This is a genomic window from Shewanella maritima (assembly GCF_004295345.1).
Lineage (GTDB): Bacteria > Pseudomonadota > Gammaproteobacteria > Enterobacterales > Shewanellaceae > Shewanella > Shewanella maritima.
Genome location: NZ_CP036200.1, coordinates 246,934 through 260,323 on the forward strand (window position 1 = coordinate 246,934; position 13,390 = coordinate 260,323).

Sequence of the window (13,390 nt, forward strand, 5' to 3'; positions counted from 1 at the left end):
ACAAGCCCTATGGTGCTAAGCGATCAATCTGCCAATTACCTTGCTGTTTTTCATACAAGAACCGGTCATGCAAGCGGCTTTCACCACCTTGCCAAAACTCAATGCTTGTTGGCTCAACAATATAGCCGCCCCAGAATTTAGGCAGCGGTACTTCACCTTCGGCAAATTTGGCTTTCATCTCGTTAAATTTACCCACCAAGGCTTGTCTGGCAGAAATCTTACTAGACTGCTTTGACACCCAGGCAGCAATCTGACTGTCTTTTGGTCGGCTCATGAAGTATTTACTCACCTCAAGCATAGACAGTGGCTTTGCCTCGCCAGTTACCGCCACCTGACGCTCTAATACATTCCAAGGGAATAACAAGCTTACCTTGCTATTGCAGGCAATTTGCTTAGATTTACGGCTTTCAAGATTGGTAAAGAATACAAAACCTTTGTCGCTAAATTGCTTTAATAGCACAATGCGCTGAAATGGTTGGCCGTCTTCATCAACCGTTGCTACACTCATGGCAGTTGGGTCGATTAACTTGGCATCACGTGCTTGTTCAAGCCAGGTTTCAAACAATGCCATCGGATTGTCTGGCAATTGCTCTCGTCTTAATCCACCTTGAGTGTACTCGCGGCGAATATCACTTAAATCACTCATTGTTCGGTTCGCTTTTTAATTCTTGATTATCAAATAAAAGCACAGCTGCAAGTGTCTACTCCAGCTGTGCTTTTCAATTAATCGATGACATTACTAGTCTTTTGCCGGTGCGAGCTTTTTACCCACTGCCCATGAATGCAGCATTTCAAGCCCTAATGTGGCGCCAGCAAGTGCGGTAATGTCTGCATGATCGTACGATGGGGCAACTTCTACCACATCCATACCCACTATATTCATACCCTGCAGGCCGCGAATAATCTTCATGGCTTTATCACTGGTTAAGCCACCACACACCGGCGTACCAGTGCCCGGCGCAAAAGCAGGATCAAGGCAGTCAATGTCAAAGGTTACATATAGCGGTAAATCACCAACACGCTGTTTAATACGTTCAATGATGGCATCTGCGGTCATTTCATTTGCAGTTGCAGCGTCGACTACGTCAAAACCGTGCCCTTGCTGTTCGTATTCAGTGCGAATGCCGATCTGAATCGAATGTTCAACATCAATCAGCCCCTCTTTCGGCGCATGGTAGAACATGGTGCCATGATCATATTTACTGCCCTGACTGTAAGTGTCCGTGTGAGCATCGAAATGCAATAAAGCCATTTTGCCGTATTTCTTATGGTGAGCACGCAGCAGTGGCAAGGTAACAAAGTGGTCACCACCAAAACTCAACAGCGCTTTATCAGACTCGACCACTTTAGTCGCAAAAGCTTCTAATCGGCCAGTAAAGTCGGCTTGATCGCCACAGTCGAACACTAAATCGCCCGCATCAACAATGCTAATGCTATCGCTCAACTTAAAATGCCAAGGCCAGCGAGTATCCTCCCAGGCTAAGTTAACTGAGGCGCGGCGAATTGCATCGGGCCCCATGCGGCCGCCTGAGCGACCTGTAGTCGCCATATCAAACGGTAGGCCAATGACAACGACATCGGCGTTGCTCGCTAGTGGTTTAAAATCTAACGGCTGGCGTAAGTAGCCAAACGCATTTGAATACAATGAATAATCTGGTTTTTCAGCAAAAGTCGTCATAGACTCCTCACTTAATAACAAAAGTAATGCGCACCGTGTCTTATTGACGTCGGCAAAATTGGCGCAAGTGTATAGTATATCTCTGCTCAGGGCTTTCAGTATGGTTATCTAACTCATTAAGGCTAGTGTCGACAATGTTGACATCGCTACCGTGTTTGCTATCACAGAGGTTTAGCGTTGTTGCTAAGTATTGACTCGCATCACTGGTAAAAGCGCCATGACCACTTAACACAAGATCGCAACGAGCCGGACTAAATTGGTGGTGTAAACGAGTAAATATCCCGAAAACGATGGTTAAATTATCTAGATTTGTTTCAATGCTTAAGTAAGAGCCACTGCTTTGAGGAGTTAAATGCAAGGTTAAATAATAACTGCCACTAATTGCGTTTAACGAGTATCCGCATGGGCTAAATGCATAGTCGTCAAACTTAAAGCCCACAAGTAATTCACCAATATTAAGTAGCCTACGTTGCTTGGCTGCGGTTAAGGTTTTGCCTTGCCCTTTTAGCGCCATAAAACGTGCCGCACTGTCACTATCGAGTTGGTAAAGCATTAATTCGCTAATTAAATGCTCTTGAGGTGTTAACTCTGGTAGCGGAACTAATGTTGTATCTAAATCACGATGAGTATAATAGAACATGAAATGTTGTTGCTCAGGTTTGTCACCTAACGTCAGAGATCGACCTGGTAGTTGCTGAGCTAACAGCTTTGCATCCTCAGCAAAGGTTGTAGTTTGCAGCGCCGCAAAAAGTTCGCTTTTACGTTGATACTTGAAACTAATGATATGATCGGTAGAAATTACGCCTAATGCATAAAGCGCCGACTCAATTAAGGTTGACTGCCCACAAGTCAACAGCAGTAGTTTATTGTCCCAAATAAATAAACTCGACTCACTCAGCACGTACGCATCGATGCAGTCATTGTGAACGTGAGATAAGATTTCAGCGCCAGCAAGCGTTAACAGCTTTGCCTTAAAGTCATCAGGCAAAGTTCTCAACGAGCCAAACTCATTCGCAACAACTATCTCAAGTTTTTTTTCACTGGCTTCAAACATCTAACCACTCAAAAACTCGCGCCGCAGCAAAAGTTGCGGCGCAAGTGACACCGCTAGGAGAAATCTTCTAAATAGGTGTAGCCTTTCAGGCCAAGCTGCAATTCTTCAAGAATTGATGCACGCTCATTCTCTACAATGTGCTTGTTGACGAGTTCTTCGTAGGTACGCATAAATTCTACTGCATCAAGATTCACGTATCTAAGCACATCAGCGACAGTATCGCCCTCTAGCACTGAGTCAATATTGGCTAAACCTTGATCATCTAAACGCACTACTGCAGAGTTAGTATCGCCAAATAAGTTGTGTAGATCGCCCAAAATTTCTTGATAAGCACCAACCATGAAAAAGCCAATTAAATACGGGCTTTCAGCACTCCAAGCGGGCACGGGTAAGGTAGACTCAATACCTTGACCATCAACATATTGATCTACAATACCGTCAGAGTCACAGGTAATATCCAGCATCACCGCACGTCTTTCAGGTGCTTTATCCAGTCCTGTTAACGGCAATACAGGAAATACCTGATCAATACCCCAGGCATCAGGTAATGACTGGAACAATGAAAAGTTCACAAAGAACTTATCAGCTAGCTTGCTGTTTAGCTCATCAATAACAGGTCGGTGAAAGCGGTTGTTGTTACTTAGCAATCCTTTAAGCTCGTGACACACTCGCAAGTTTGTTTGCTCAGCCCACGCGCGCTGCGCCAATGTCAGTTGACCTACCGCAAACAATGAGTTGGCCTCGGCCATGTCGCTTTGCGTATCGTGATAAACCTCGATTAAAGCACGTTGATCTAACCGTCCCTTTAAATCACCCCACGACTGCCACATATTTTGTAATAGTTGAGGTGCATCTTCATCAGGCTCAGTAACGTCAGCAGGTTTATAAGCTTCCGTGCCAATCACATCGGTAATCAACACCGCATGATGCGCAGTAAGGTGACGACCCGACTCAGAAATAATCAACGGCATTGGCTGTTGATACTCGTTACATAAATCCGTCATCACGTTAACGATATTATTGGCATACTCTGTTAGACCATAGTTCATTGAGTTGCTTGACTGGCTACGAGTGCCGTCATAATCAACAGCTAAACCGCCACCAACGTCAAAACAATCCACAGGAGCGCCAAGCTGCCTTAATTCACAATAAAAGCGACCAGCTTCACTCACACCTTGCCTAATATCGCGAATATTGGCGATCTGCGAGCCTAAATGGAAGTGCAACAATTGCAAACTAGGAAGCATATCTTGTGCTTTAAGCTGTTCAACCACCTGTAATACTTGCGCAGCAGATAAACCAAACTTTGACTTTTCACCACCACTGGCTTGCCAGTTACCTTTACCCTGAAATGCAAGGCGCGCACGAATACCTAAACGCGGGGTAACACCAAGCTGTTGTGCTTCAGCAAGTACCAGTTTTAGCTCGGACATTTTCTCAAGCACAATATAAACTTTGTGGCCAAGCTTCTCGCCAATTAATGCCAAGCGAACGTATTCTTTGTCTTTATAACCATTGCAAACAATCACCGAGCTAGCTTTTTGTGCCATCGCAAGCACCGCCATTAGCTCTGGCTTACTGCCGGCCTCAAGCCCGAGTTGCGGGACTTCTTTAGATTTTTGACTCGCTAAAATCTCTTCAACAACAGTTTGCTGTTGATTCACCTTAATCGGGTAAACCAACAGGTATTTATTTTGATATTCGTATTTCTGAATAGCCTCATTAAAGGCTTCGCACAGGCTTTCAACTCTATGGTGTAAAATCTGTGGGAAACGCACCAGCACGGGTAAAGACACACCGGCCTTAACCATGTCTTTAGCGAGCTCATTTAAGCCAATTTTATGCTCAGGATTTTGCGGATCAGGTGACACCGTCACTTCACCATCATCACGGATCCCAAAAAACTTCTGACTCCAATGCGTCACGTTATAGGTTGCGCGCGCATCTTCAATAGACCATTCAGTCATAACATTTTCCAAATAAAACGATATAAAACCATGGAACAATACAGTTAACACTGCGTTATTTTTCGCTCTTTAGCAAGAATTTAGTGTTTAAGTAACTGTCGATAGTCTTGTCACTTAAACCTATATACTTATCCAATGCTTTACGAGCGCCGTATCAACAAAAAGCGCGAGAATTTAACTCGCTAACCTACCAATAAGCAAGCAAAAACATTCAAAAGGCTACCTTTATTTTGCGCGGTGCTTACATTGGTTAATTTATAGTGGATATTTTGGCATTTTTTAAGTTAAGCACTATCAAAGATAAAAAGCCGTGTATAATTGCCGCAGTTATAAAAACCTCCAACATTGAGCGTAAGATGATAGATATTGGCAACCACTACTCACTCGAAATCGTCAAAGAAGTAAGCTTTGGTGTGTACCTTAATGCCCTTGAATTAGGTCAGGTATTACTACCTAAAAAATATGTCCCTGCAGACAGTCAAGTTGGCGATAAAATTGAGGTATTTTTATACCTTGATTCCGAAGACGTGGTGATCGCTACTACTCAAAAGCCTAAAGCCCAAGTAGGTGAATTTGCTTTTCTTAAAGCCGTCGCGACCAATAAAGTCGGTGCATTTCTAGACTGGGGGTTAGAGAAAGATTTGTTTCTCCCTTTCGGTGAGCAAAAGCGCCCGGTTGAAGAAGGCTTCTCGTATTTAGTGTACGTGCACATCAATCATGTCGATGAGCGTATCGTTGCCTCAGCCAAAGTAGATAAGTTTCTTGATAAAACTGAACCTAAATACCGTAAAGGTGAACAAGTTTCACTGATTATTGGCGGCCAAACTGACCTTGGTTATAAAGCGATCATCAACAATAGTCACTGGGGCGTAATTTACAAAAATGAAGTGTTCAAGAAACTAAGGTTCGGTCAATCAATTACTGGTTACATTAAGCAAGTACGTAGCGACGGCAAAATCGATTTAGTACTGCAACAAGGTGGTAAAGCTGAGCTTGATAAACACGCTATGCTGATTTTATCTAGGCTAAACAAAGCCAATGGTTTTTTACCGCTTAATGATAAAACCGATGCCAACGTGATTTACGATCAGCTTGGAATGAGTAAGAAAGCCTTTAAGAAATCCATCGGCGGCCTGTTCAAAGCACAGAAAATCACCATTGAGACAGATGGCATCCATTTAACTGGTAGCTAGGGAGTTGGTAGTTAGCCCCTTACGCAAAGTGTACAGATTAGTCTCAGTTATCATTTTAATATAAGTACTTACATTTGTTTGCCTTTGCTTCAAAGCCTGCCTCTGTTATAACAGAAGCAGGCTTTTTATTTTGGGGCGTTTATGCAACTTAACCCACAGCAAACTCGAGTCATTGGCTGTTTACTCGAAAAAGAAATTACCACACCAGATCAATACCCTCTCTCTCTTAATGCACTGACACTTGCCTGTAATCAAAAAAGCAGCCGCGAGCCAGTGATGTCGTTATCTGAGCAGCAAGTTAGTGAAACCATTGAGTCGCTTAATAAGCTCAGGCTTATCAGTGAGCAATCGGGCTTCGGCTCAAGAGTCGTTAAATATAAACACCGCTTTTGTAATACCGAATTTAGCGAAAACCAATTCAAACCAGAACAAGTTGCCGTGCTAACGGTGCTCATGCTCAGAGGACCACAGACTCCGGGCGAGCTAAAAACCCGCTGTCAACGCATGTACAACTTTGATGATGCTTCACATGTTGAATCAGTGCTGGTTGCCTTATCACAATTAGAAACGCCAGTAGTGGCGCAACTGCCTAAGCAAGCAAACAGACGTGATCATCAATATCAGCAGCTATTTTCTGAATACGATGCCGAGCAAATCATGGCAAGCGGCGATCAAGTCAGTGTTAGTCAGGACGTGACTGACAAAGCGGCGCAAAATACACGTATTGAGCAACTCGAAGCCAAAGTTGATGAACTAACTAAACGTATTGAAGAGCTTGAAGGACTACTAACCTGAGCTCGGGATAAGGAAGTGTCAATAGCACTCTAGAACGGTTCAATGCCTAGCTTAGTGTTTCTATCGAGATAGTTTTGTTTAGTTCAAGGCGAAGCTACGCGTCAATAGCTAGCCTATTGGAAGTAGCTTTAACGCCCTCTTTGTTACTAAAAGATAGGCAAAAATAGGCGATAGAAACCTATTTATTATCCTGTGTTCAGGTTAATTATGTAATATTTTAAGGAAGAATCTAATGACCAGCACCACAGCTCCCTCAGCGATGAGGCAAATTGGCATGATAAGCCAATTTGAAGTGACAAAACGCTTTATTAATCCGGGCGGCATGATTGCCCTGCTCGCTTATGTACTGATCTGGGCATTAATTCTGCTTTATCCAGTGCAAAGCGCTGCAGACTTTTTAGTTAACCCAATGTTTAAAGAGTTTGTTGTCGGCCTATACGGGCCTGGCGCATTCGACACCTTATTTGATGCACCTGTACCTGAATATGCCGTGCTTTGGTGTATCTCATTATATCTGTTTCCATTATTTAGCTTGTTTATTTGCGCGGATCAGTTTTGCTCTGATAAGCAGCGAGGCACTTTCAGGTTTTTAACTCTGCGAGTATCCAGAAGCCAGCTATTCTTCGGCCGTTTTATTGGTCAAATGGCAATTCAAGCGCTGTTGATATGCGTTACTTTAGTCGCGACGTTGTTACTTGTGCTTATTCGCGACGCCAGCCTATTGCTGCCGTCCCTTAGTAGTGCATTAATCATTTTGCTTAACCTTATTGTGGTTATCATGCCTTATGTAGCGCTAATGGCAGTGTTCTCGCTTATTGCAAAAACCGCTAGACAAGCCAGTATTTTTGCCATTGTGCTTTGGGTCATTGCCTCTATGGTGATATCGATTATTAACATGCAATATCCTGCATTAGAGTTCCTGCATTGGGTTTTACCTGGTTCCCAGATCTCAAGCATGATTAACTCGCTTGGTATAAACGCACTCATTTATGCGCCAATCCCACTTATCCAAACCGTATGCTTTTTGCTCCTTGGTCACTCAATTATGAATAGGAGCAAAATATGAAGCTAATTGAATGCAATAACCTATCTAAAAAATACGGTGACAAGTTAGCACTTAACTCGGTATCGCTAACGTTAGATTCAGGCGAGCCAATTGCACTTGTTGGGCCTAATGGCGCAGGTAAAACAACATTGTTTAGTCTGCTTTGCGGTTACATATTGCCCTCAAGTGGTGAAGTAAGCATTTTAGGGCACAAACCCGGCAGTGCTAGTTTACATAATCAGGTGTCAGCCCTACCTCAAGATGCCGCGTTAGACCCTAATTTTACCGTAGAAACACAGCTCGCCTTTTTCGCCCGTCTGCAAGGCATGTCGAGTAAGCAAGCCAAACAAGAAGTAAAGCGCGTGTTAGAGCTGGTTGATATGGCGCAATCTGCCAAGCTTAAGCCTTTAAGTTTAAGCCATGGTATGACTAAGCGTGTTGCCATTGCCCAGGCCTTAATCGGCTCGCCGAAACTGGTGTTGCTTGATGAGCCGACAGCAGGGCTTGATCCTGCCAATGCAAGAAAAGTGAGAGAGATCGTAAAGCAGCAATCTGCCAACACCACCTTTATGATCAGCTCACACAACCTTGAAGAATTAGAGAAGCTTTGTGACAAGGTGTTGTATCTTGAAAATGGTCAGTTGCAACAGTCAGTGTCGATTCATTCAACACAAAGCAGTGAGTACTTAACTGTTACACTGACTAATAACCTTGAATCTGAGCTAATTGAATCAATTACTAGAATAGATTCGGTCATTGAAGTAAAACAAACGTCCGAACAACAGCTGGTGATAGAATACAGCAAGTCATCACCTTTCTACATCGAACGGACTTTGCTGGAATTATTTGAGTCTAACAGATTGCAATATAAGTCAATGCTGGCGGGTAGAACCTTAGAGGACACGCTATTTGCCAAATAGCTTTTGTTGATAAGAGCTGTTGTTGATAAAAGCTATGGTTGAGGTTGATGACAACCTCTATTAGCTAACAAGTTAAAACCGGCCGCTTCAGGTCGGTTTTTTATTGTCTGAAGTAAACACAAATGGCCTTGCTATAACGAAATACCAAATGTGGTTTACGCATCTAGCCTGGAATACTCACGTGCGCTGCTAGCGCCAATCGCTGAAAGTATTTAAGTGCCCTGTAAAGTGATAAAAACCACAGTCAAACTTAAAATGCTAAATGCTAAATGCTAAATGCTAAATGCTAAATGCTAAATGCTAAATGCTGAGTACTGAGTGCTAAGATTCCATCTTAAACGCTTTTGTTACTTGCGAACTTGTCCAAGCTTACTCGATTTACCACGAACACTATTTGAATTCAATTTTGGCAGCTATATCGCCCCAATCAAAACGTCCATACTCCACAAAACCAAGGCTTTGGTAAAAGTTTCTTGCTAGGTCATTATCCGCACTATAACCAATATGGATTGCTTTAGGCTCTCTTGCTCGAATTTCTTCTAATGCCGTGTTCATCATTAGGCGGCCATATCCTTTACCTTGGCAATCTTTATCTGTCATTACGCGAAATATATAGTACTCATTGGGTCGTGGATCTGTTGCCCATTCAGCGTTTAGCCATTCGCTATACATAATGAAGCCCACCACCCTACCTTAAGCAATTGCCGCTCTTGGTTGATAATTCGGATTCACCGCTGCTTGCGCCATCGAGTAAACATTTTCAGACACGAAACCTCTTTGTGCCTCATCCAACTTTAAGTTAATGACTTCGCGTAGATTATCATTGGTAACTCGTACTAATTTCATTTTTTATCGTAACTCGAGTTGTGAAACTCACACTTTAGGTCGGGACACAGGCAAGAAAAAAGCCGTGGTATAAAACCACGGCTTTTAAAGATTCTTTGTTACTTATCAGAAACCAATAATGTTTCTAATAGAGTATCAATTAACCGATAACTGATACGTTTTCAGCTTGTGGGCCTTTTTGACCTTGAGTAACAGTGAAAGAAACTTTTTGACCTTCGTCAAGAGTCTTAAAACCGTCAGAGTTGATTGCACGGAAGTGAACAAATACGTCTGGACCAGACTCTTGCTCGATGAAACCAAAACCTTTGTCAGAGTTGAACCACTTAACTACACCAGTTACTTGAGACATGATATAAATCCTGTAAATATATTAATAAGCCTTAACGGCGATAAAGCTGAAAATGCCGGTTTACTATTACTTATGTTACAGGACGAAACTGGTCGTATTGAAACACATAACTATAAGCCCAACCTTCAAGCCAAGATGACTATAACCCATCCACGTTATAAGTCAACAAACATAACCCTTTATCAATAAAGTTTTTTTACCGGGTTTTGTACCTCTGTTTAACCAGCAAAATAATCGCATAAACTTGCATCAGTTTTGTTAACTTTGCAACGGACGCTGGTAGATCTCAATCTTAAAGTCTAATTCACATTTTAGTCCTTGCTTGGCTAACCTAGCCTTTTGAAAATCCGACAATTTCCAGGCATAAGGTGTCATATTAAGCAAATTCTCAATATCCGCTTTATCCGTCAAATCTAACTCATAGCACACCTGGTGTTCGGCTATATGGTCAAATCCAGCGATTTGGATCTTATCTTGAGGGTGAAGCTTTGGTGTATCGTAAATAATCTGCTTAATTGCATAATGGTGTTTAGGGCCGGGTGAAACCGCGATTAAAATCCCACCAGGCTTAATCACACGTTGCAGTTCTTCAGGCTTTGATGGCGCATAAATACGAATGGCTAAATCAAAGCTGTTATCGGCAAATGGCATTTCAAACACGCTGGCTACGCTGAAATTAATTTCACTGTAACGTTTTGCCGCATAGCGCACCGCCGCTTTTGAAATGTCGAGGCCATAAAAAACATGTTCACCAGCCAAACTGTGAGCTAGTCGACTGGTGTAATACCCCTCACCGCAGCCAATATCTAAAATGCAGGCATCATCGTCAATATAGCTACTGGCTAACTGATTTACTTTATCGCTCAGAGCTTGATAAAAGCCTTGCTCAAGAAAACTGCGGCGGGCTTGCATCATCTCTTTGCTGTCACCGGGATCTTTGGTTTTCTTTTTTTGTACTGGCAGCAGATTTACGTAGCCTTCTTTGGCTTTATCAAACTGGTGACCGTTTTCACAGCCCCAGCTGCGACCTGCAAGGCTCAACGGGCTTGCGCATAAAGGACAAATATATGACATAGGGATTTACGACTCTTCGGCGAGCTTATCAACCATTTCAACCACACTTTTTGGTGCGAGTAAGTTAAAACAATCAAGTTTATGTTGTAGCTTCTCAACTTCAAGATTTGGTTGATTAGCAGAGGTATTCAAATTTGGGCGGTCTAAGGTTTGTTGATAACTGCGAAACAACCATTGACGCTTGCTGTGCAGCAGATGATCGTACTTCATTAGCTCTTTGCTTAAGCTATGGTTTATCTTGGTCGCATCGCTCTTGAGTAACTGACTAATTTCAGCGCGCACCTGTTCAAGCTCAGTAATTTGCAGTGCAAGGCTGCCCGTTGACTCTTCTCGAGTAAACTCACGCTCCACAATAGACTGAGCTTTGATCAATGACTCAGGTAACTTAAGCTGCCTAAAGTCTTGCTCAAACTCAAGTAACTCAAAGCGGCTATTATTCGCAAGTGAAATCCTGACACTGTCACCTAGCTCGACATAAATTATTACGCCCTCACGTAACTCTTCAATGCATTGCCTTGGATCGTGCCCAAGTTTTAAAAACAAGCGAAAACCTTGGCCTAACGAACGTGAAACTGATGAGCACTCATTTATCGTAGCTTGTTGCCACTCTTGCAGCTCAATACAAATGAATGGCGCCTGCTTTATGATAAACCGTGCTTGTAATGGCTGACACTGATTTACAACAATTTCTGCCAGCGGATTGGCCAAATGCCCAAGTAAAGCCAGATCACTAACTTCATCCTCAAGGCGCACGAGCACCCGACTGTGATGGTGAAACTCAACTAAGTGAGGCAAATTATAAACGTGTCGATTCATGAAGTTACCTTAGTAATGCCGACTGATTGTAGCCTGCATTGGTATCTGCGTCACGACTAATTCTAAGAAAATGCGAGTAATAGCTAAGTATCTAGCAAGAGAGCTTGGTATACCGCTAACCCGCCTGAAGCTCTACAATTAGGGTCGTACCTTCATCAACACTAGAAGTAAAACTCACTTGTCCTTGCTGAATTTCAACCATCAACTTAACCGCATACGTTCCCATACCCGTGCCAGAAGCTTTGCCATAGGTTGTATACTTCTCAAAAAACGTATCGCGAATGCTATTAGGGATCACGCCTACATTATGAATTTCAATCCTAGTTGTATCACTGTCAGTATTGGCACGTATCATTACAGCTGAGCCATTAGGCGCTGCCTGCATGGCATTTTGCAGCAAGTTATTAATAATAGATGCCATCAGTGGGGTTTCTCCCATCACACAGATCTCAGAAGATACATGTGATTCAACTTCGAGGCGTTTTTCTTTTACTGTAACCGTGTTAACGTCAATCGCGGTGTCGATTATCTCAGCGACGAAAATTTTGCGAGGCTTGAATTGATACTGCCCCTCTTCTATACGGTTGATCATGACCATATTGTCAATGATCTGATTTATCATCAAAGTGCCGTTTTCAACAGCATTTAGCATATAGGTAACCACATCAGGTCTTTTAATATTCTTGCGAATGCTGTTGGTTGTAGAATTAATAACTTGCAATTGGTTTTTCAAATCGTGTTGCATGATGCGCTCAAAATCATTGCGAACTTTTAGGCTTTCCATCATCGAGCGGATCTGAGCTGTGCTGGCTTTTTGAGCCCTAATAATATTGGAATGAGTCAAAAGGCGGGCTTTTAATACGGTAGGTACGATTGGTTTGGTTATGTAGTCAACAGCCCCTAACTCAAAGCCTTGTACTATATTTTCATTCTCTGAGAGCGCACTTAAAAATATCACCTTAATATGAGATAACTGGCTATGTTGATTAATCTTCTCCATTACCTGTAAGCCATCCATTTCCGGCATCATAATATCGAGTAAAATCAAATCTGGTGGATTGTTTGACAAACAAACCTCTAGTGCTTTCTTACCTGAAGTGGCCGCCCTTAACTGGTAATCACCTTTTAACGTATTCGCAATGACATGAATATTTTCGGGTACATCATCGACAATTAATATAGACAGTTTTTCGGGCTCGTTGTTGACTACGGAAACTGGTTCATTTGCAGTTTCAGGCTCAACCGAAGAATCAAAAACAACAGGGTTTGCAAGGGCTTTATGAATATGATCAAGCAATATGTGTTGCGAAAACGGTTTGACGATGTATTGCGATACACCCAGCTTTATCGCATTAGTTACGATAGACTGCTCTACCACGCTCGAAATGATGACAATTGGAAGTGAGTCCCAGTCTCTATTTTTTCTAATATGTGTCAACATAGTCATGCCGTCCATTTGCGGCATGCCAATATCCGAAACAACTAGCTTAATATCATGTTCATTTAGTTTTTCGAGCGCTTCAATACCATTCTTTGCTTGAAATACCTTTGAAAAGCCTAGTGTTAATAGCATCTTAACAATGGTAAGCCTCATGTTGTCGATGTCTTCTACAACGAGCACTGAGGTCGAACTTGCGTTTTCCAGCATCATTA

The 13,390-nt window shown here is 42.5% G+C and carries 14 protein-coding genes; 4 read left to right on the forward strand and 10 right to left on the reverse strand.

Annotated features, from left to right (window positions below; translation table 11 throughout):
• Positions 1-7 precede the first annotated feature (7 nt).
• From pdxH to speA, 4 genes are all read right to left on the reverse strand, one after another.
• Positions 8-646 carry a pyridoxamine 5'-phosphate oxidase gene (gene pdxH, locus EXU30_RS01170; RefSeq protein ID WP_130597434.1) on the reverse strand — a complete coding sequence of 213 codons (639 nt, stop codon included), beginning with the start codon at positions 644-646 and terminating at the stop codon, positions 8-10.
• A gap of 93 nt (positions 647-739) precedes the next feature.
• Positions 740-1,678, reverse strand: coding sequence for an agmatinase (gene speB / locus EXU30_RS01175; protein ID WP_130597435.1), 939 nt, complete (start codon positions 1,676-1,678; stop codon positions 740-742).
• 40 nt (positions 1,679-1,718) lie between these two features.
• On the reverse strand, positions 1,719-2,732 hold the full coding sequence (locus EXU30_RS01180) for an adenosylmethionine decarboxylase (RefSeq protein ID WP_130597436.1): 1,014 nt from the start codon (positions 2,730-2,732) through the stop codon (positions 1,719-1,721).
• A gap of 53 nt (positions 2,733-2,785) precedes the next feature.
• Complete coding sequence (speA, locus tag EXU30_RS01185; RefSeq protein ID WP_130597437.1) at positions 2,786-4,699, reverse strand: biosynthetic arginine decarboxylase; 1,914 nt, start codon at positions 4,697-4,699, stop codon at positions 2,786-2,788.
• 356 nt (positions 4,700-5,055) lie between these two features.
• Here speA and EXU30_RS01190 point away from each other — a divergent pair, with 356 nt between their 5' ends.
• From EXU30_RS01190 to EXU30_RS01205, 4 genes are all read left to right on the forward strand, one after another.
• Positions 5,056-5,892 carry a CvfB family protein gene (locus EXU30_RS01190; RefSeq protein WP_130597438.1) on the forward strand — a complete coding sequence of 279 codons (837 nt, stop codon included), beginning with the start codon at positions 5,056-5,058 and terminating at the stop codon, positions 5,890-5,892.
• A 141-nt stretch (positions 5,893-6,033) separates the two neighbouring features.
• Complete coding sequence (locus tag EXU30_RS01195) at positions 6,034-6,687, forward strand: YceH family protein (RefSeq protein WP_130597439.1); 654 nt, start codon at positions 6,034-6,036, stop codon at positions 6,685-6,687.
• Between the two features lie 232 nt (positions 6,688-6,919).
• Positions 6,920-7,753 (forward strand): ABC transporter permease subunit, encoded by an 834-nt coding sequence (locus EXU30_RS01200; RefSeq protein WP_130597440.1) that lies wholly within the window; start codon positions 6,920-6,922, stop codon positions 7,751-7,753.
• A complete protein-coding gene (locus EXU30_RS01205; protein ID WP_130597441.1) occupies positions 7,750-8,652 on the forward strand; it encodes an ABC transporter ATP-binding protein in 903 nt (300 codons plus the stop codon). Before EXU30_RS01200 ends, EXU30_RS01205 begins: the two co-directional genes overlap by 4 nt.
• A 390-nt stretch (positions 8,653-9,042) precedes the next feature.
• On the opposite strand, the gene EXU30_RS20340 is transcribed toward EXU30_RS01205, so the two are convergent.
• From EXU30_RS20340 to EXU30_RS01230, 6 genes are all read right to left on the reverse strand, one after another.
• Positions 9,043-9,324 (reverse strand): GNAT family N-acetyltransferase, encoded by a 282-nt coding sequence (locus tag EXU30_RS20340; RefSeq protein ID WP_207234090.1) that lies wholly within the window; start codon positions 9,322-9,324, stop codon positions 9,043-9,045.
• 21 nt (positions 9,325-9,345) lie between these two features.
• Positions 9,346-9,498 carry a hypothetical protein gene (locus tag EXU30_RS20345; protein WP_207234091.1) on the reverse strand — a complete coding sequence of 51 codons (153 nt, stop codon included), beginning with the start codon at positions 9,496-9,498 and terminating at the stop codon, positions 9,346-9,348.
• A 139-nt stretch (positions 9,499-9,637) separates the two neighbouring features.
• On the reverse strand, positions 9,638-9,847 hold the full coding sequence (locus EXU30_RS01215) for a cold-shock protein (protein ID WP_025009607.1): 210 nt from the start codon (positions 9,845-9,847) through the stop codon (positions 9,638-9,640).
• A 258-nt stretch (positions 9,848-10,105) separates the two neighbouring features.
• On the reverse strand, positions 10,106-10,921 hold the full coding sequence (gene rlmA / locus EXU30_RS01220; protein ID WP_130597442.1) for a 23S rRNA (guanine(745)-N(1))-methyltransferase: 816 nt from the start codon (positions 10,919-10,921) through the stop codon (positions 10,106-10,108).
• A gap of 6 nt (positions 10,922-10,927) precedes the next feature.
• Entirely contained in the window at positions 10,928-11,737 is an 810-nt protein-coding gene (locus tag EXU30_RS01225; protein WP_130597443.1) for a hypothetical protein, read from the reverse strand.
• 115 nt (positions 11,738-11,852) lie between these two features.
• On the reverse strand, positions 11,853-13,388 hold the full coding sequence (locus EXU30_RS01230) for an ATP-binding response regulator (protein ID WP_130597444.1): 1,536 nt from the start codon (positions 13,386-13,388) through the stop codon (positions 11,853-11,855).
• Positions 13,389-13,390: the final 2 nt, after the last annotated feature.